At 61.1% G+C, this 17,757-nt stretch carries 19 protein-coding genes; 7 read left to right on the plus strand and 12 right to left on the minus strand.

Annotation, left to right across the window (positions count from 1 at the left end; translation table 11 throughout):
• Window positions 1–8 precede the first annotated feature (8 nt).
• Entirely contained in the window at window positions 9–1,409 is a 1,401-nt protein-coding gene (locus AC1Q67_RS01900) for a hypothetical protein (protein WP_024575055.1), read from the plus strand.
• A gap of 43 nt (window positions 1,410–1,452) precedes the next feature.
• On the opposite strand, the gene AC1Q67_RS01905 is transcribed toward AC1Q67_RS01900, so the two are convergent.
• The 9 genes from AC1Q67_RS01905 to AC1Q67_RS01945 form a co-directional block, all read right to left on the minus strand.
• Window positions 1,453–2,352, minus strand: coding sequence for a LysR substrate-binding domain-containing protein (locus AC1Q67_RS01905; protein ID WP_492235395.1), 900 nt, complete (start codon window positions 2,350–2,352; stop codon window positions 1,453–1,455).
• 73 nt (window positions 2,353–2,425) lie between these two features.
• A complete protein-coding gene (locus AC1Q67_RS01910; protein ID WP_492235394.1) occupies window positions 2,426–3,214 on the minus strand; it encodes a cobalamin-binding protein in 789 nt (262 codons plus the stop codon).
• 57 nt (window positions 3,215–3,271) lie between these two features.
• Complete coding sequence (locus AC1Q67_RS01915; protein WP_492235393.1) at window positions 3,272–4,087, minus strand: NUDIX hydrolase; 816 nt, start codon at window positions 4,085–4,087, stop codon at window positions 3,272–3,274.
• The gene (locus AC1Q67_RS01920; RefSeq protein ID WP_492235392.1) at window positions 4,087–5,016 is read right to left on the minus strand and encodes a dihydrodipicolinate synthase family protein; all 930 of its coding nucleotides are present in this window, start codon (window positions 5,014–5,016) and stop codon (window positions 4,087–4,089) included. The genes AC1Q67_RS01915 and AC1Q67_RS01920 overlap by 1 nt, the downstream gene beginning before the upstream one ends.
• A gap of 29 nt (window positions 5,017–5,045) precedes the next feature.
• The gene (locus AC1Q67_RS01925; protein WP_492235391.1) at window positions 5,046–5,918 is read right to left on the minus strand and encodes an SDR family oxidoreductase; all 873 of its coding nucleotides are present in this window, start codon (window positions 5,916–5,918) and stop codon (window positions 5,046–5,048) included.
• 24 nt (window positions 5,919–5,942) lie between these two features.
• On the minus strand, window positions 5,943–6,803 hold the full coding sequence (locus AC1Q67_RS01930) for a MaoC family dehydratase (RefSeq protein WP_024575049.1): 861 nt from the start codon (window positions 6,801–6,803) through the stop codon (window positions 5,943–5,945).
• Window positions 6,804–6,824: 21 nt separating this feature from the next.
• A complete protein-coding gene (locus AC1Q67_RS01935) occupies window positions 6,825–7,217 on the minus strand; it encodes a Zn-ribbon domain-containing OB-fold protein (protein WP_492235390.1) in 393 nt (130 codons plus the stop codon).
• Window positions 7,217–8,365, minus strand: coding sequence for a thiolase family protein (locus AC1Q67_RS01940; RefSeq protein WP_024575047.1), 1,149 nt, complete (start codon window positions 8,363–8,365; stop codon window positions 7,217–7,219). The genes AC1Q67_RS01935 and AC1Q67_RS01940 overlap by 1 nt, the downstream gene beginning before the upstream one ends.
• Before the next feature lie 91 nt (window positions 8,366–8,456).
• Window positions 8,457–11,948 carry an indolepyruvate ferredoxin oxidoreductase family protein gene (locus AC1Q67_RS01945; RefSeq protein ID WP_492235389.1) on the minus strand — a complete coding sequence of 1,164 codons (3,492 nt, stop codon included), beginning with the start codon at window positions 11,946–11,948 and terminating at the stop codon, window positions 8,457–8,459.
• 376 nt (window positions 11,949–12,324) lie between these two features.
• On the opposite strand from AC1Q67_RS01945, the gene AC1Q67_RS01950 reads away from it, so the two are divergent.
• Both AC1Q67_RS01950 and AC1Q67_RS01955 read left to right on the plus strand, forming a co-directional pair.
• The gene (locus AC1Q67_RS01950; protein ID WP_492235388.1) at window positions 12,325–12,561 is read left to right on the plus strand and encodes a hypothetical protein; all 237 of its coding nucleotides are present in this window, start codon (window positions 12,325–12,327) and stop codon (window positions 12,559–12,561) included.
• A 95-nt stretch (window positions 12,562–12,656) separates the two neighbouring features.
• Complete coding sequence (locus AC1Q67_RS01955) at window positions 12,657–13,073, plus strand: hypothetical protein (RefSeq protein ID WP_492235387.1); 417 nt, start codon at window positions 12,657–12,659, stop codon at window positions 13,071–13,073.
• A 64-nt stretch (window positions 13,074–13,137) separates the two neighbouring features.
• Here the strand turns inward: AC1Q67_RS01955 and AC1Q67_RS01960 are convergent, their stop codons facing one another.
• A complete protein-coding gene (locus AC1Q67_RS01960; protein ID WP_492235386.1) occupies window positions 13,138–13,965 on the minus strand; it encodes an isocitrate lyase/PEP mutase family protein in 828 nt (275 codons plus the stop codon).
• Between the two features lie 95 nt (window positions 13,966–14,060).
• The gene (locus AC1Q67_RS01965) at window positions 14,061–14,369 is read right to left on the minus strand and encodes an NIPSNAP family protein (protein WP_024575042.1); all 309 of its coding nucleotides are present in this window, start codon (window positions 14,367–14,369) and stop codon (window positions 14,061–14,063) included.
• Window positions 14,370–14,439: 70 nt separating this feature from the next.
• Here AC1Q67_RS01965 and AC1Q67_RS01970 point away from each other — a divergent pair, with 70 nt between their 5' ends.
• The 3 genes from AC1Q67_RS01970 (at window position 14,440) to AC1Q67_RS01980 (ending at window position 16,588) form a co-directional block, all read left to right on the plus strand.
• Window positions 14,440–15,129, plus strand: coding sequence for an ArsR/SmtB family transcription factor (locus AC1Q67_RS01970; protein ID WP_492235385.1), 690 nt, complete (start codon window positions 14,440–14,442; stop codon window positions 15,127–15,129).
• A gap of 126 nt (window positions 15,130–15,255) precedes the next feature.
• Window positions 15,256–16,092: a hypothetical protein gene (locus tag AC1Q67_RS01975; RefSeq protein ID WP_492235384.1), complete on the plus strand. Its 837-nt coding sequence runs from the start codon at window positions 15,256–15,258 to the stop codon at window positions 16,090–16,092.
• Between the two features lie 22 nt (window positions 16,093–16,114).
• Window positions 16,115–16,588 (plus strand): hypothetical protein, encoded by a 474-nt coding sequence (locus tag AC1Q67_RS01980; RefSeq protein ID WP_492238139.1) that lies wholly within the window; start codon window positions 16,115–16,117, stop codon window positions 16,586–16,588.
• Between the two features lie 70 nt (window positions 16,589–16,658).
• Here the strand turns inward: AC1Q67_RS01980 and AC1Q67_RS01985 are convergent, their stop codons facing one another.
• Window positions 16,659–17,012 carry a hypothetical protein gene (locus tag AC1Q67_RS01985; protein WP_492235383.1) on the minus strand — a complete coding sequence of 118 codons (354 nt, stop codon included), beginning with the start codon at window positions 17,010–17,012 and terminating at the stop codon, window positions 16,659–16,661.
• A 233-nt stretch (window positions 17,013–17,245) separates the two neighbouring features.
• On the opposite strand from AC1Q67_RS01985, the gene AC1Q67_RS01990 reads away from it, so the two are divergent.
• Window positions 17,246–17,524: a GCG_CRPN prefix-to-repeats domain-containing protein gene (locus AC1Q67_RS01990; RefSeq protein WP_024575037.1), complete on the plus strand. Its 279-nt coding sequence runs from the start codon at window positions 17,246–17,248 to the stop codon at window positions 17,522–17,524.
• The last annotated feature ends 233 nt before the right edge of the window (window positions 17,525–17,757 follow it).

Consider the following 17,757-nt stretch of genomic DNA (forward strand, 5'->3'; position numbering starts at 1 on the left):
AGGACACGGTGAGCGGCAACGAAGGGCTTCTGCCTTCAAACTCTGAGCACAGGTTTTATCAGGGCCTCGCCGCGACCTGCGTCGCCAATTTTCTTCAGGCCACCAACTTCCTCTCTGATCGTTTCCTGCGGCGCGCCTATTATGCATCGGCGAAGATCGACGAGCTTTACCGCAACTCGATGAACAGCGCCTTTTCCGCGCAGGAGGCGTTTCTTGTCACCGGTGCGCCGCATGCATCGGCCTATTATCCGCGGGACTTCGCCTGGTTCTATCCGGATGTTCTCGATCCGCAGACCATCATCAATGCCGAAGACGCGGCGCGCCGGGTTCGTCTGCTGGAAAAAAGCGTGCGCTTGATGCTGGGCGCGGTGCGCTCGGGCATCATCACGACGACGCTCATTCCCGTGAAACGCAATCGCTATATCGGTGCCAACTATTTCGCGCTGCCGTCGGACACGCTCCTCGGCGTGCAGGGTGGTCTGGAGCAGATCGTTCGCGCTGACCGGCGAGCCTCGCCTTATGAGGACCTGACGAAAGCAGCCGATACAGGCCGGGCGTTGCTTGCCGAATATCGCGCCGACCTGAAGAAATCAGTTCTCGATCTTGCAAGCAGTCTCGAGCCTTACAAAGGTGACGACATCCAAACCCTGCTTTGCGACGTCCGTGCTCCCCGCTCGGCTGCGACGGACACCCGCGCGGAGCGGCTGCGCTTCGTCACCAATGCCAGCGTCTACGCAACGTTCCAGCAGAGCATCCGGCTCGGCATCGTTGATGAAAGCGAACTGGAGAAAATCCTCGGACGCAGTCTCTCGCAATACAAGACAGAATTGCTTCAGCTGTTCGGCCGCGACGGCTACATCAAGCATAGCCTCGACTGCAAGGCGGAAGCGCCCGCCTTCTCCATCGCGCTCGATTTCGTCAACGTGCAGCACGGATTCTGGGATTTCAGAAACGAGGCCGAGCGCGCGCTGTTCAGCGCAACCACCGATCTCATCCTCGCTGAACCGCGTTTCCGGATTCCAGACACGTTCCACTTTTTCGTATCAGCGGATAATCCGCGCAAGAAACTCATCCACCGGATCGCCACGCCGTCCTATCAAGGCCGGTCCGCATGGCCGACATTCAATGTCGAGTTCGCCGACCGCATGCTCGAACATGACGAATTCTCCGGTACCGAGAAGTACCGGCCCTACGCCCGCGAAATCCTGCGCCACATCCATCACGCCACGGAGACGCATGGCGGATACCAGGAACTGTTGTCCGAAAATGGCCTGCAATACCGCACCTGGGCCTACCGGGGCGCCATCGCGCACTCCTGGTTTCCCCGCTTTCTGACCGTGTGGAGCAGAGCCTTCGGCGCTCCACTGATCGACTGGACGCAGCAACAATCCGACAAAGCGTTCGCGTAAGCGCTTCTTCAATAAGCCTCGGGGTCTTGGCGCCCCAGCATCGTCATTGTGATTGCCCGGCCGCCGCCGCTGAAATCATCTGACCAAGTTCTTCAAAATGGCGTTTGCGGGGTGAGCTTCGGCGCCAGGCCAGCCCAATCACGCGTTGCGGCTCCGGATCGGCGAACCGCATCAGATGAATGTCGCCTCGCCGGCTTTCGAGCGGCACCGCCAATTCAGGCAGCAATGTCATGCCGAGACCGTGCGCCACCATCTGGACCAGCGTGGACAGGCTCGACGCGCCAAAGGTGTTGATGTTCTCGATCCGCCGCAGATTGCAAAAGGCCAACGCCTGATCCCGCATGCAGTGCCCTTCTTCCAGAAGCAGCAAGCGGTCGTCTTCCAGAAGATCGGGTGTCGCCTTGACCCTGTTCGACATGCGGTGCGTGGTCGCCATCGCCAGCAGAAAGCGATCGTCAAACAACCGGATCGTCTGGATGTCAGGGTGCTCGACCGGCAACGCGAGCAACAACAGATCGAGCTGACCGTCGGCAAGTTCGCTGATGAGGGTTTGGGTCTGGGTTTCGCGAATATGCAGATCGAGATCGGGAAACCTGTCCCGGATCATCGGCAGCAGTTGCGGCAGGATGTATGGCGCCACCGAAGGGATGACGCCGAGGCGCAGAGGGCCGGACAGCACATTTCCCTGCCGCCGCGCGACATCGACGATGTCACGCACATCGGCAAGAACACGCGCGGCACGCTGGGCGATCTCCTTGCCGCCTTCGGTCAGCATCACGCCGTTACGGCCGCGCTCCAGAAGCTGAATCCCGAGCGATTTCTCCAGCTCCTGCACCTGCATCGAGAGCGCAGGCTGGGTCACCGCGCAGTGCTCCGCAGCCTTGCCGAAATGGCCTGAGCGGGCCACGGCGTCGAAGTATTTGAGCTGCTTGAGAGAGACCATCGATCAGTTCTTCTTATTCATAGTCGTTACTAATACGATCAGACCTGATTGAAAAGCCCTGTTCCGGCCACTCTCATCGGTTTGATCGCAGCGCAGCCACGATGGCATCGAGACCGTCGGTCAAGGCTGCAGGTCCCGGTTGCAGGATCAGCGGCGACTTGATCTCCACGATCCGATCGTCGCGCACGGCAGCAATCACGTCCCAGCCCGGCCGCTGCCGGATCTTATCCGGGACGACCTTCTTCCCGCACCATGACGCAAGGATCACATCCGGATTGGCTGCGATCACAGCCTCGGGCGCAACGATGCGGTCCTTCGCAGACTTTGCCTTGGCAAGATGCGGAAACACATCTTCGCCGCCGGCGATGGAAATCAGTTCCGAGACCCAGCCGATGCCGCTAATCAGGGGATCGTCCCATTCCTCGAAATAGACTTTGGGACGTATCCGTCTCGCGCCTTCGATCGCGGCGACCCCGGCGAGCCGCCGCTCGAACTGCGATGCGAGCGCGTCCGCCTTTTTCGCTGCCCCGATCAGTCCACCGAGCGTGCGGATCATTGCCAGAATGCCGGCGACGTCGCGCTGATTGAAGACGTGGACCGCAACCCCTGCCCGCACCAGCTCGGCGACGATATCGGCCTGCAAATCCGAGAATGCCAGAACCAGATCGGGGTGGAGCGCGAGTATCTTCGGGACGTCGGCTGATATGAACGCCGAGACGCGCGGCTTCTCGCGCCGCACCTGCGGTGGCCGCACCGCGTATCCCGACACGCCGACAATGCGATCCTGCTCGCCGATCAGATAGAGCGTCTCAACCGTCTCTTCGGTGAGGCACACGATGCGGCGTGGCGGAAATGCAGTCATACCAGAACAACACCCGCCGCCCGACAAAAGTCGATACGGGCCGCCAGAAGGCTTGCCTCAGGGCCGCGCGACGTCGAAGACATCGCCGTCATATCCTGCCTCAAGCGGAATGCGCAGGCGCGTGGTTCCGTCCGCATTGCGGCTGATCTCGGGCACCACGGTCACGACAGACATCGTGCGGGCGTGGTCCATCGCCGCCTGCGCGGTGCCCAGCTTGTCGAGCTTGATCAGGTTGCGGATGGTCGGAAACGGAAGATTGTAACGTCCGGACTCGGCGGCTTCGAGCGCGGCCTTCGGCGACAGCCAGACGGAATCCACGGATTCCCTTCCGTCGTGCTTGCCGATCTGATCCGGCGGCGCGAGCGCCAGCAGGAAATGCGTGTCGAAACGCTTCGGCAGATTCACCGGCGTGATCCAGTGCGCGAAGAGCGCCAGCAGATCGATGGCGGGAACGAGATCATGCTGGCGAAGAATGTCGGCGAAACGCAGCTTGCCCTCATCGAGCGCCTCGCGGTGCGAACCGAGTTCCGCAGCCTTCGCCGCGGTGACCAGCGATGCCGATCCGCGCTGACGTGCCAGAAGGATTCCGCTTTCCTCGAATGTTTCACGAATGCCGCCGATCCGAATGGCCGCGGTCTCGATGTCGAGACCGCCGCGATCAGCAACCAGCGCCGGATCGGCCGCGATCTCCCGATCATCTGGGTCCATGCTGCCGCCCGGAAACACCAGCGCGCCGGAGCTGAACTCGATCTGGCGATTCCGTTGCACCATGAAGATTTCCATGCCGCCGGCCGCTTCCCGCAACAGGAGCACTGTGGACGCGGTCCGCAGCGCCTTCGATGGATCCGGAACGCTCTTGCTGCCGCTGCTCATCAGATGTTGGCCCGTTTGTCGATGCGCCCCACGCGCGACAGAAGATAGTCCACTTCACTTCGCGCCAGCGCGCTCATGCTCGATCCCGGCTTGCGCTGGGCGTCCGACGCGATCTTGCCACGCTTCTTCAGGACGTACTTGCGAACCGCAAGGCCGACGCCCGGCTGCTGCTCGTAACGGATCAGCGGCAGATGCGCATCGAACAGATCGTGCGCGGCATCGCGCTTGCCGGCCTTCGACAGGTTGACGACATCCACCAGCAGGTCCGGAAACGCGTAGCCGGTCATGGCGCCATCGACACCCCGCTCCATCTCGAAGTCGAGGAACAGTCCGCCGTTGCCCACCAAAATCGACAACGGCCGCAGCGAGCCGTCCTTCTGGAAACCGCGCAGCGCCGAGATCTTTTCCAGCCCCGGCCAATCCTCGTGCTTGAGCATCACGCAGGATGGGATGTCCATGACGATCTTGCGGATCACCGATGGCGTCATGACGACAGTCAACGTCAACGGATAGTCCTGCAACACCCACGGCACATCGCTGCCGATGGCCTCACTCGCCTGCCGGAAATATCCGAGAATTTGCTCATCGGTGCGCAGATGGGTCGGCGGCGCGATCATGACTGCCGCAGCGCCGGCATCCATGGATGCGCGCGCCAGTGTACGCATCTGTGCGAAACCCGGTGCGGACACGCCCACGATAATCTGCTTGTCCTTGGCCCGCTTGATGAAGCGCGTCGCAACGTCGATGGATTCATTGCCTTCGAGTTTGGGCGCCTCACCGAGGATACCGAGGACCGTCACGCCGTTGCAGCCGACTTCCCCATAGAAATCGGTCAGGCGGTCAATCGACTCATAATCGATGCGGCCGTCGTCGAAAAACGGGGTTGGTGCGATGGCGAACGTACCGCTCGCTTCGTGAGTTAGTTTCATGAGAGGAGGACTGCTTTCTTGTTTTTGTGTCAGTAGCTGCGCGGCACAATTCTAACGCCTTCGTCGAAAAAAATCTCGCTTGCATGGGCCGCAATGTCCTGCGGTTTCCACGGGCCGCCGGGCTTCCACCCCTCCCGCTCCAGGAGTTTTATCTCCCGGATACCTCGCGGGCCGGAAACGCCCAACACCTTTCCGGTCTGCTCGCCGGACAGGGAACTCACCATGTAAAGCACCGCCGGCGCAATCTCGTCAGGCCCCATGGCGGCCCCCGGATTGTCGATGTAGCGCTGCAGATCCGCTGTCATGCGGGTCAGAGCGCCCGGCGCCAGCGTCCAGACGCGGATATTGTACTTGCGTCCCTCATCCGTCAGCACATTGGACAGGCCGAAGATACCGCCCTTGGCCGCACCATAATTGCTCTGGCCGAAATTCCCGAAAAGCCCGGAGGTCGATGACGTATTGACGATGACGCCGCCGCCGTTGTCCTTCATCCATTTGAAGACCGGCAGAGTGACGCAGAAGGTGCCTTTCAGATGCACCGTCATCACCTTGTCCCAGTTCTCCTCCGTCATCTTGGCGAATGTGCCGTCGCGCAGAATTCCGGCATTGTTGACCAGAATATCCGCGCGACCGAAATGCCTGATCGCATCGTCGAACACCGACTGACCACCCGCCATCGTCGAAATATCCGAACCATTCGCGATGGCTTTCCCGCCTTCGGACTTGATGCCATCGACGACCTTCTGCGCCATCGACTTGTCGGCGCCGCTGCCGTCACGCGGCCCGCCGAGATCGTTGACGACCACCGCAGCGCCCTCGCGGGCAAACAGCTTGGCATAGGCCTCGCCCAGACCACCGCCTGCGCCGGTGATGATCGCAACCTTGCCGTCGAGCAAACCCATCGAGTCCTCCCGCTTTTTCTTGCTTCAGGCGAGAACGGTTTTTCCGTTCTTGATAACGGTGACATTGCGGCTTTTCACGCGCCCTTCGAGCGAGATAACGTTGCCGTCCTTCCACAGGTCGAATGACACCGTCTCTCCCGGAAACACCGGCGACGAGAAGCGCGTGACATGTTGCCTGAATGCAGCCGGATCGTAGTCCGCATAGGTCTGGAGCACCGCGCGGCAGCTCAGGCCATAGGTGCACATGCCGTGCAGGATCGGACGATCGAATCCCGCCTTCTTCGCAAACTCGGGATCGGAGTGCAGCGGATTGCGGTCCCCGCAAAGCCGGTAGATCAGCGCCTGATCGGGCCGCGTCGAAATATCGACCGTCATGTCCGGTGCACGCTTCGGGATCGCATGCGGTTCGGGCTGACCGTCCGCCGGGCCGCCAAAGCCGCCATCGCCGCGCGCGAACTGCGAAGCGATCAGCGTGGCGAGATCCTCGCCCTTCTCGTTCTTGAGCACGGTCTTGCGCAGTATCACCGCGCCCTTGTCCTTGCCCTTGTCGAACACGCCAAGGATGCTGGAATCCGCGGTAATGTTCGCCGTAACCGGCAACGGCTTGTGGAAGGTGATGTCACGCTCGCCATCGACCACCATGACGCGGTTAACATCGATGGGACCTGCGCTTGCCCCCCACGCGGCAACCGACGCGTAAGTCGGAACCACCTTCAATTCGCGCGGCGTATAATACCCTTCATTGACGAAGGACAATTCCTTCTCGTCCATCGGATCGGCGCCCATGCCGATGCCATAGGCATAAAGCATGACTTCGCGGTCGGTCCATGAATACTTCTGGCCGACGTTCTTGAGCGCCATCACCTCATCGTACTTGATCGGCATGTTTCCTCGCTGTTGCTCTTGCTATGCGACGGGTGTGAAGAACGGCAGCGGCGCGCCGTCCGTCGGCTTGAACACGACCTTCACGCGCTGACCGATTTTCAGCGTCGCCAGATCGCAGTCCACGAAATTGGTCAGCAGCGACGGTCCCTCGTCGAGCGTGACATAGCCGATGGCATAGGGCCCGGTCGGCGACTTGCGCATCAGGCTGTAGCTATAAATCACGCCCTCGCCCTTGCTCTCTTCCCACACCGTCTGGTCGGAGAAGCACACCGGGCAAATCGAGCGCGGGAAATAATGCGGCTCGCCGCACGCAGTGCAGCGCTTGATCAGGAACTTGCCTTCCCTGGCGGCGTCCCAGAAATGCGCCGTTTCCGGATTGCCCGTGGGCGCTGGATACTTCGGTTTGTCGGTCATCACACGCGCTCCAGAATAGCTGTCGAAGCCGCATGACGCACTCCGAGTAATCCGCCGGTGCCGTGCACCAGCGCGAGATCGCAATTCGGAACCTGAACCTTCGGATGCGCTTCGCCACGCAACTGCCGCACCGCCTCGATGATCTTGGTGATGCCGCCACGGTTGATCGGATGGTTGTTGCACAGTCCGCCGCCGTCGGTGTTCCATGGCAGCTTGCCGACGCCGGAGATCAGATTGCCATCGGCGACGAACTTGCCGCCCTGCCCCTTCGCGCAGAAGCCGAGATCCTCGAGCTGGATCACCACGGTGATGGTGAAGCTGTCATAGATCGAAGCGTACTTGATGTCCTTCGGCGTCACCCCTGCTTCAGCGAAGGCCGGAGGACCGCTCCACACACCCGCGGAATAGGTCAGGTCGAGCTTGCGGCCGCCGTTCGGGCCTTTCAGGGATTCGCCATGGCCGGTCAGCCGCACCAGCGGCCGCTTCAGCGACTTCGCAATCTCCGGCGTGGTCACGATCAGCGCACCGCCGCCGTCGGAGACGACGCAGCAGTCCAGCCGGTGCAACGGATCGGAAATCAGCGGCGAGTTGATAACGTCTTCCACAGTGACGACATCGCGCAGCATCGCGTGCGGATTGTATTGCGCGTGATGCGAGGCCGCGACCTTCACCCAGGCGAGTTGTTCGCTGGTGGTGCCAAACTCATGCATATGACGCATGGCGCACATGCCGTAAGCATTGTGGGTAGTCGCTCCGTAAGCCGCCTCGAAATCAATCTCGGGACCGGCGGCGCGCGGCGGCATCGGGCCAGTGCGCGGCTTTCCGGCCAGAGTGATCAGCGCCACGGAACATTTTCCGGCTGCGATCGCCTCGGCCGCATGCCCGAGCGCGATGATGTAAGAGCATCCGCCGGTTTCGGTCGAATCCAGATGACGCAGCTTGAGGCCAAGATAATCGGCCATCGGCATCACGCCGCCGGGCGCATCTCCGGCGCAGAAATAGCCGTCGACGTCGGCCTTTGTCAGGCCGGCATCTTCCAGCGCTCCCCTGGCGCATTCGGCGTGAAGTTGCGCCGTGGACTTATCCGGCGCATGCCGGGTGGGATGTTCGTAAATCCCGGCGATATAGGCTTTTCCCTTGATGCTCAAAGTCATCTCCGCTGCTTCAACTCAGCGGATTTTCTGACCCGCCAAGCGGCGCTTGGCAAGCATCTTGAGTTTCGCCGTGCGAACGAGCGTTCTATTCCGCCGCGATCTGGGGCTCGATCATCGGCGGCGGATTGACAAGGTCCTTGGCAAGCTGTTCGTATCGCGCCTTCGCTTTTGCGATCGACGCTTCCTTGACCGGGCCATAGCCCCGGATCTGATCCGGCAGCGACAGCAACTCGACTGCGATGTCATGCGTCTTCGGCGACAGCAGCTTCACCGCCGTCACCACATCCTGCTCGTACCCCTTGATCAGATCGCGCTCGAGTTTGCGGTCCTCGCTGTAGCCGAACGGATCGAACAGCGTGCCGCGCAGGAAGCGGAACTTCGCCAGCACCCCGAATGCGCTCATCATCCAGGGACCGAAGGCCCGCTTGCGCGGACGGCCCAATGCATCGGTGCCAGTGCTCAATATCGGCGGCGCGAGATTGAAACTCAGCTTGAAATTGCCGTCGAACTGCTTGCGAATGCTCTCCGCGAAGCGACCGTCGGTATAGAGCCGCGCGACCTCGTACTCATCTTTGTAAGCGAGTAACTTCGCATAGTTGATCGCAACGGCGCGCGGCAGCGCTTCGCCGTAGCCGCCGTCGAACGCTACCTTCCTCACCTGATCGACGAGACTGCGATACCGGGCGGCATAGGCCGCGTTCTGATAATCGGTCAGCAACTGCGTCCGGTGCGCAATGATCTCGTCCAGCGTCATCTGGTCGAGCGTCTTTGGCGCCTCTGGCTCGTCGCCCTTCATCATGGCCGCAAGCTTCGCAGGATCATGGGCCGCGAGGCGGCCGAGGCGGAACGCCTGCGTGTTCATCTTGACCGACACGCCATTCAGTTCGATCGCCTGTTCGATGGCCTCGGCGCCAACCGGCAGCAAGCCCTTCTGATAGGCGTATCCCAGCATCATCATGTTGGTTGCGATCGAGTCGCCCAGCAGCGTCTCGGCGGGTTTGGTGAAGTCGAGGAATGCCGAATCCTTGCGCAACGCATTCTCCAGCACGCGATTGACCTTGCCGCGCTGGAAATCGAAATCGCGGTTCTGGATGAAATCCGCGATCGGAATGAGATGGGTATTGATGACGCCATAGGTGCGCGACGACTCCGCGAGCGTGATCGTCTCCTTGGCAACGGCCACCACTTCATCGGCCGCGATCAGCAGATCGGCGGTACCGGTGACAATGCGCGAGCAGGTCACGTCCGCTGTATTCCTGGACAGCCGGACATGGCTCAGCACTGCGCCGCCCTTCTGCGCAAGCCCCGACATGTCGAGGATCATGCTGGCCTTGCCTTCGATATGCGCGGCCATGCCAAGCAGCGCGCCGATGGTCAGCACACCGGTGCCACCGACGCCGCCGACAGCAACATTGTATGGCCGGTCCAGCGATGGCACTGAGGCCGGCGCGGGCAATTCGCCGATATTGCCGATATCGACCGGCGCACGCTTGCGCAGTGTGCCACCGTCGATGGTGACGAACGACGGGCAGAAGCCCTTTACGCAGGAATAGTCCTTGTTGCAGGTCGACTGGTTGATGGTGCGCTTGCGCCCCATCTCGGTTTCCAGCGGCTCCACCGAGATGCAGTTCGACTGCACCGAGCAGTCGCCGCACCCTTCGCAGACCGCGGCATTAATGACGACCCGCTTTGACGGGTCTTCCATCAATCCGCGCTTGCGGCGGCGGCGTTTTTCGGCGGCGCAGGTCTGCACGAACACGATCGCCGAGCAACCCGGCGTCTCGCGCAGCGTGCGCTGGACTTCGTCGAGCTGATCGCGGTGCGCGACCTTGGTGCCGGGCGCGATGTCGGACGCCGGATAGGCTTCGGGATTTTCCGACACAAGATAAATGTCGCGGATACCTTCGCTGTGAAGCTGGAACGTCACCTGCTGCGGCGAAAGCTCGCCGTCGACATGCTGGCCGCCGGTCATGGCCGTCGCGTCGTTGTAAAGAATTTTGTAGGTGATGTTGGCCTTGGACGCGACCGCCTGCCGGATCGCGAGGCTGCCGGAATGGAAGTAAGTGCCGTCGCCGAGATTGACGAAAACGTGCTTCTCGTTGGTGAACGGCGCGATGCCGACCCACGGCACGCCCTCGCCGCCCATGTGCGTGAAGGTCTCCGTGTTGCGGTCCATCCACAACGCCATGAAGTGACAGCCGATACCGGCCATCGCACGGCTGCCTTCCGGCACCTTAGTTGATGTGTTGTGCGGACAGCCCGAGCAGAAATACGGGGTGCGCGTCACCGGCGCGACCGCCTGAACCTGCGTTGCCTGCCGGCCATTGAACCAATCGGCCTTGGCACGGAGCATCGCGACGATTTCAGGATTGAGATCGAGTTGCAGCAGTCGCTCGGTCAGCGAACTTGCCAGCGAGGCAACGCTAAGCTCTTCTGCGAACGGCAGGAAGCGCTTGTCGTGATTGTCCATCTTGCCGATGATGCGCGGGCGCACATCGTCGCGCCAGTTGAACAGCTCCTGCTTGACCTGGTTTTCGACGATCTCGCGGCGTTCCTCGACGATGAAGATTTCCTCGAGACCGACGGCGAAGGCGCGCACGCCTTCCGGCTCCAGCGGCCACGGCATGCCGATTTTATAAAGCCGCAGACCAATTTTTGCCGCCACCTCCGGCGTAATCCCGAGTTCACGCAGCGCCTGGCGAATGTCTTCATAGCTCTTGCCCGACGCCATGATGCCGAACCGCGCGTTCGGCGAATCCATTGTCACGCGATTGATCTTGTTGGCACGTGCAAAGGCGACAGCAGCAAAACCCTTGTAATCCTGCAGCCGCTTGTCCTGCGCGTAGCGGTCGTCCGGCCAGCGCAGATTGAGGCCGCCCGGCGGCATCTCGAAATCAGGAGGAATGATGAACGGCGTCAGTTCATTTGTGAGATCGATTTCCGCCGTGGTCTCCACCGTCTCGGTGATGACCTTCATGCCAACCCAGCAGCCGGAATAGCGCGACATGGCGATGCCGAGCAGTCCCATCTCGATCATCTCGTGGATGCTCGATGGATAGAGATACGGCATCAGCGCGGAGATGAAAGCGTGGTCCGACTGATGCGGCACCGTCGATGACTTCGCGCCGTGATCGTCACCGGCGAGACAGAGCACGCCGCCGTTCCTGGCCGAACCTGCTGCGTTGCCGTGGCGGAAGACGTCCCCGCAACGATCGACACCGGGGCCCTTGCCATACCAGATCCCGGTAATGCCATCGTATTTGGCGCCGGGCGAGAGATTGAGCTGCTGCGAACCCCAGATCGCCGTGGCGGCGAGGTCCTCGTTGACCCCCGGCTGGAATTTCACGTTGTACTGTTCGAGATGCTTGCGCGCGGCGACAAGCTGCTGGTCGTAGCCGCCGAGCGGTGACCCGCGGTACCCGGAGACAAATGCTGCGGTGTTCAGCCCCGCTGCGCGGTCGCGCCTGACCTGCGCCATCGGCAGCCGGACCAGCGCCTGAATGCCGGTAAGGAAAACATGTCCCGATGCCTGCGTATATTTCTGGTCGAGGCTGATCGGCCCTTGGTTGATTCCCATATTCGTTTGCCTCTTTGCCGGGCTCTTGTTGCGCTGTGACGAGTCTACTTAGAACCAGTCTATGTCGCTTTTCGTTTCCTGCACAAAAGAAATCGCATTCATCAGACCTTTGTTTTCAAACGCAATTTTAGGCTGGTTTTCGCCTCCTTCCAGACCTGTTGTGTCGCGTGTCTGCCCATGGCCGAAAGGACATTGCGAACGACTTCCGGGTGGAAACGCCCCTGTTCGGACCGCTGCGGTACGGCCGGCTCCCCCGCAATGCTGCCCCTCGCTCCATGCAACGCTCCGCCGGAACGGTTCTCGCCGCAGAACCGTTGCCCATCGCCCTGACCACAACCCGATTTCAACGGGTGCATCCTCAAGGAGGACGAAAACCATGACCCTCACGTCAGGAAACGATTGGTCATCCGACGGCAAGAAAAGCGTCTATGACGAGCGGTCAGCAACGGACGAGTTCGAGAACCAGCAAGGCAAACCCGTCAAAGCGCTGATTGGTATTGCGCTTCTTGTTGTGTTCGCAGTCGTTCTTGCACGGATGAATCCTACGCCGCACGAGACCACCAGCGCGCCTGCCTGGACCACAAACCAGACAACCGGTTCCGGGGTAAAGTAGCTGCCGGCGGTTCCTCGCCCCCGCAGGACGGCGCGTTGGAACGTCTGAGCCATCCAGAGATTGTCTTCAAAGATAAACCACTGGAGAAAACGACCATGGCAATCGAGCGTAATCCCAACGATCCTTATGCTGCGGCCACGAACGATGAAGTGCTTCGTCGCCGGTCAGAGCAACTGGATAACGAGCTGCAGGCAGATCCGGAACTGGCGGAAGGTCCTGCGAGCGGCGGACGTATTGCGCTCTTCGCGATCGCGCTCGTCGCCATACTTGGCGTTGTATTCTATGGACTGAATAATTCCAGCACATCGCCCGAGACGACACCGACCGCGCAGACGGCACCCGCCGCACCGTCAGGCGGCGGGACAGCCCAGGCGCCTCGCGCTCCGGCTGGCCAGACCACCGGCTCGGCAATGCGCCCGGCAGAGCCTGCCCCACCAGCGGCGAATCCTCCGGCACCCGCAGCACCGCAGAACAATTCGGCTCCGGCTAGCGCGCCATCTACGAGCAATTAACCGCAACAATTCCAGCGGCAACGGCGAGCATTACCGCGGTGATGCCCGCCGTTTTCGTTTGCGGCTAAAACGGCTCACCGCCGAACATGCCGTTGATCTCGGCATAGGAAACGGCGTGGGCGAATTCGGCAAACGACCCGTTCTGCGCGATATCGCGTGACGCGCGCAGAAATGCTCCCCACGCTGCGCGCGCCATCGCGCCGCCGACACTGATGCGACGAACGCCGAGGTCAGCAATCTCCGCGACAGACATGCCCGGTGCACCCATCAGCAAGTTGACCGGCTTCGGCGCCACGGCTTTGACGACAGCGACAATCTGGTCTTTGGTCTTGATACCGGGTGCGTAGAGACAATCCGCGCCCGCCTCCGCATAGGCCGTCAGGCGCGCGATGGTCGCATTGAGATCGGGTTGGCCGATCAGAAAACTCTCACAACGCCCGATCAGCATAACGTCTTGCTTTGTCGCGTCGATTGCGGCACGCGCAGCCTGCATGCGCTCCACGGCCAGTTTCATTTCGTAAAGCGGCTGCTTCGCGTCGCCAGTGGAATCCTCGATCGACAATCCCGCGACCCCCGTTGCAACCCCGCGCGTGACGTTGGCGGCCACGTCGGCCGGATCATCCGCAAAACCGGCCTCGAAATCGGCGTTCAAAGGCAAATCCGTCGCGTCGTTGATCATTTTGAGATGATCCAGAACCTGCTCCACCGGCAGATCATTGTCCGGCCTCCCGGTTGACCACGCAAAGCCCGAACTCGTCGACGCCAGCGCCTTGAACCCCATGCCGGCAAGTAGACGCGCGCTGCCGACATCCCATGGGTTGGGCAAGACGAAACACCCGCTCTCGTGAAGTTTCCTGAACTCGGCACGCTTCTGCGCAATTGAAATCGGCATTCGTTGTTCTCCCAGCGAGTTTGTTTCGATGTCTTTTGACGCTGCGGCGAACGATGCCGCTGATGTCAGTTGAAATCAATCGGACTGGTGTGGTGTCAGTTCTGCACCTGCCGCAGAAAGGTCCTCTCCTCCGAGAGGATGAACTTGTGCTCCTGCGCGAAATTGAAGTTCGCGACGCCTTCGTCATCCGACTTGAGCCGCGCGCGATAGGCTTCGTAATCCGCCAGACTGGCAAACGAGATCAGCCCGAATGCAATATTGTCGGTCCCCTCGTGCGGCATCCAGTAGCCGAGCAGATCGCCGCCGCACTTCGGAATAATGGCGAGCCAGCGCTGTGCATAGGCCTCGAACAGATGCCGCTTGAACGGATCAAGCTGGTAGCGGATGAAAACGGTAATTGTCATTAGAGCGCTCCCTGACTGGATCGCAAGCTATCCCGTTGCCCGCCGCAAATGCTTCGATTAAGATCGAAGTATGAAAGCAGGACCGGACATGGCCGTGATCGCCTCGCTTGTCGGCGATCCGGCGCGATCGAACATGCTGACGGCACTGATGAGTGGCCGCGCCCTCACCGCGACCGAACTGGCACAGGAAGCCGGCATCACGCCGCAGACTGCGAGTTCACATCTCGCCAAACTCGAAGCTGGTCACCTCGTTGTGCCCGAGAAGCAGGGCCGCCACCGTTACTTCCGTCTCTCAGGTGCCGATGTCGCAGCCGTTCTGGAGGGCCTGATGGGCCTCGCCGCGCGGGCGGGCCATCTGCGCGTCAGGACCGGCCCTGCAGATCCGGGGCTGCGTCGCGCCCGTGTTTGCTACGACCATCTCGCCGGCGATTTCGGCGTCCAGATGCTCGACGCCATGACTGAAAAGAAGCTGCTGCGCGCGCACAAGGGCAGCGTGACGCTGACATCCCAGGGCGAGCGCTTCGTCGCCGATTTCGGCATCGACCTGTCCGCACTCGGCGGCAGCCGCCGTCCGCTGTGCAAGACCTGTCTCGACTGGAGCGTACGGCGCAGTCATCTCGCCGGGTCGCTGGGTGCGGCGATGCTGTCGCGATTCTACCAGCTCAACTGGGCGAAGCGCGAAAAAGGCAACCGTATCGTATCTTTTTCGCCGAAGGGCACCGCCCGCTTTAACGCCTTGTTCGGCGCTCCGGGCGATTAATGCAACAATCCGCAGTTGACAGACTTGAGCAAAAATTGGCGTAATTCGCCGCGCTTTTTGCGCTTTTGATGTCCCGAATTTCCGACAGGGTGTTCCATGTTTCGCAGTGGGTTAATCGCATTTGCCGTGCTGTCTTCGGTTACCGTTCCGGCGACCGGCTGGGCGTACGAAATCAAGCCGAAATCTCCCGAAACTGCGTTTTCCGCAAAGCTCCAGCCTGACGTTGTCGGCCTGTCCAGCGCGACCGAAGGCAGCAAGGCCGCGCCGATCTTTGAATCCTATCTGAAAGATCTCCCGGGCGTGAAACCGGAGACAGCGCAGCAGAAGTTCGGCGGCACCAACGTGACCTATGTCACCGCGATGAAGTTCACCCTCGCCCCCACCAGCACCCATCCGGGTGAATCGATGCTGGCTGTTTTCTCATCTCCCGCAAGCGCCAACCGCGCCTATTACATCTCGCGCCTGCTCGGCTTTTCCAGCGAGAAGCAGCCGTCGAAGGCCGAGATGATCGAGCGCGTGACCGCGAAATACGGTGCTCCAACAGCGATCGGCGACGGGCGTATGTACTACTTCTACAAGGCCGGCAAGCTGATGTCGGTGAAGCAGAAGTATACCCCTGCCACCGCGCTCGAAGCGCTCAACGCACCGCTCAATCCGAAGGTCGCTGTCGCGCTCAACGATGCCAACGGCCGCGGCAGCTGCGTCGCGGAACTGAAGCGCGTGCAAGCGCTGGAAAAGACGCTCGACAAGCTTGTCACCGAGGCCAAGGCCGCGAATTGCGATGCGCTGGTCTCCGTCGAAATCAGTTCCGGCATTACCCCGGATCGCGTCAGCAAGGCTGAATTCACGCTGATCGATTTCAAGCAGATCATCAGCGCCGCAAAGATCGATGCGGATGCGTTTGCCGCCGAGAAGAACGAAGCCCTCAACAAGACCCCGCTCGGCAACGCCCCGAAGCTCTGAGAGGTCACGTCATCGCATAACGATGGCATCGACGGCACGTCCATTCAGGCGATGCTGTCCGCTGGGTTGCCGCCGGGAAAAAACGAAACCCCGGCTCGTTGAAGCCGGGGCCCGTGAACTCAACCGCCGATTACCAGCGGCGGTGATGCCAATGACGCCGGCGATGCCAGTGACGGCGGTGATGGTGCCGGTGCCGATGATGCCTGTGATGGTAGCGGACCTGCTCCAGTTCGCCACGTGCGAGATCATCCTGATCTGCAACCGCGGGCTGCGCGGCGGCGTCCGGCTCGGGCTTCGGGCCATTCATCAAATCCTGATGCGGGGCCAGCATCGGAGCAGCGCTCGCTGCGGATGCAGCGGCGGCGATGGCTCCAGCGCCGGCGGCAAAGCCGAACGCAAATTTCAGGAAATCACGACGTTCCATTTCTTCATTTCTCCTGGTGAAGCGAGATTGCAACGGAGCAAACATCTCGCGGAGACAATGAACGTCGTGTGAACTTGATGGTTCCCTCCTCGCTCACAACAGAGCGCATTGTCTTGCGCTCATCGAACGATGCGGTACCTCGTCACCAGTAGCGGCGACGCCAATACCGACGGCGATAAAAGCGATGGCGGCGACGCCATCCCCAATATCTTCGGCGGCGCCAATACCTGCGGCGGCGGAATCCCCAGTAACGGCGGCGGCGCCATCCCCACCTGCGACGGCCCCAGCCGCGGCGGCGTCCCCACCTGACCTGCTCGATCTGCGCTTCATTCAGATCGTCATCGTTGGCGACGGCATTTTGCGGAAGCTGATCGGGTTCGATCGGATTGCCGGCAATTGGCTGCGGCGTGAGCGGCGCGGCGCGCGCAGCCGATGCAGCAGCTACGCCCGCTGCCGCCAATCCGAATGCGAACTTGAGAAAAACGCGGCGATCCATCTTGCGTCCTCCTGATGTTCTGCCCGAATGGCAGAATTCAGCAGCGCGCATGAATGGAAACTGAACCGTCTCAGGTTTCCCAATCGGACCACATTCGGTTCATCTTGCGTCAATGTTCGGGAGAATAATGTTCGTCCGCCGGCCCGCTGCCGGCGAATCATTTCGGTTCGCGCGACCAGCCCTGGCCGAAGCCGAAACGCACCGCGATTTCATCCCCAAGGAAGGACACATCCATGAAAACATTGTTCGCAGCAGCACTCCTCGCAGTTTCTGTCGCCGGTTTCGGTACAGCCAACGCGATGCCTGTGGCTCCCGCCTCGAGCGGCGGTGCTGACGTGATTCAGGTGGCGGGCGGTTGCGGTCCCGGCTTTCATCGCGGCCCGTATGGCGGCTGCCGTGCAAATCGTGGCCGCGTTGTCGTCGTCCGTCCGGCCGTCGTTGTTCGTCCGCCCGTGGTGCGTCGTTGCCCTCCCGGACAGTTCATGACCCGTTACGGCTGCCGCTGGCGCTAAGCGCTTCGGTTACGTCATTTAGACCCCGCTCCGGCGGGGTTTTTCTTTGCACGCTCGCGATCGCCATTCCCCTCATCCGTGTGCAAGTCACCTTGGTAACCATCTCGGAATATAATCCTATACAACGGGTTGTCAAACGGGAGGTATCGAATGGGTATCTTCCGGGACGCGCGCGACGGCCCTAAACAGACCACGCCAATTTTTCCCCGATGCTGAAGGAACCTTTCGCGGTT

Source organism: Afipia sp. GW823-FHT06G09, from assembly GCF_058794875.1.

Excerpts from the sequence above, each read along its gene's own strand:
- AC1Q67_RS01985 (WP_492235383.1), bottom strand. The coding sequence starts at position 17,012 with ATGGATCGCCGCGTTTTTCTCAAGTTCGCATTCGGATTGGCGGCAGCG.
- AC1Q67_RS01920 (WP_492235392.1), bottom strand. The coding sequence starts at position 5,016 with ATGAAACTAACTCACGAAGCGAGCGGTACGTTCGCCATCGCACCAACC.
- AC1Q67_RS01925 (WP_492235391.1), bottom strand. The coding sequence starts at position 5,918 with ATGGGTTTGCTCGACGGCAAGGTTGCGATCATCACCGGCGCAGGCGGT.
- AC1Q67_RS01930 (WP_024575049.1), bottom strand. The coding sequence starts at position 6,803 with ATGCCGATCAAGTACGATGAGGTGATGGCGCTCAAGAACGTCGGCCAG.
- AC1Q67_RS01905 (WP_492235395.1), bottom strand. The coding sequence starts at position 2,352 with ATGGTCTCTCTCAAGCAGCTCAAATACTTCGACGCCGTGGCCCGCTCA.
- AC1Q67_RS01960 (WP_492235386.1), bottom strand. The coding sequence starts at position 13,965 with ATGCCGATTTCAATTGCGCAGAAGCGTGCCGAGTTCAGGAAACTTCAC.
- AC1Q67_RS01915 (WP_492235393.1), bottom strand. The coding sequence starts at position 4,087 with ATGAGCAGCGGCAGCAAGAGCGTTCCGGATCCATCGAAGGCGCTGCGG.
- AC1Q67_RS01950 (WP_492235388.1), top strand. The coding sequence starts at position 12,325 with ATGACCCTCACGTCAGGAAACGATTGGTCATCCGACGGCAAGAAAAGC.
- AC1Q67_RS01980 (WP_492238139.1), top strand. The coding sequence starts at position 16,115 with ATGGCATCGACGGCACGTCCATTCAGGCGATGCTGTCCGCTGGGTTGC.
- AC1Q67_RS01970 (WP_492235385.1), top strand. The coding sequence starts at position 14,440 with ATGAAAGCAGGACCGGACATGGCCGTGATCGCCTCGCTTGTCGGCGAT.
- AC1Q67_RS01910 (WP_492235394.1), bottom strand. The coding sequence starts at position 3,214 with ATGACTGCATTTCCGCCACGCCGCATCGTGTGCCTCACCGAAGAGACG.
- AC1Q67_RS01935 (WP_492235390.1), bottom strand. The coding sequence starts at position 7,217 with ATGACCGACAAACCGAAGTATCCAGCGCCCACGGGCAATCCGGAAACG.
- AC1Q67_RS01945 (WP_492235389.1), bottom strand. The coding sequence starts at position 11,948 with ATGGGAATCAACCAAGGGCCGATCAGCCTCGACCAGAAATATACGCAG.
- AC1Q67_RS01990 (WP_024575037.1), top strand. The coding sequence starts at position 17,246 with ATGAAAACATTGTTCGCAGCAGCACTCCTCGCAGTTTCTGTCGCCGGT.
- AC1Q67_RS01955 (WP_492235387.1), top strand. The coding sequence starts at position 12,657 with ATGGCAATCGAGCGTAATCCCAACGATCCTTATGCTGCGGCCACGAAC.
- AC1Q67_RS01965 (WP_024575042.1), bottom strand. The coding sequence starts at position 14,369 with ATGACAATTACCGTTTTCATCCGCTACCAGCTTGATCCGTTCAAGCGG.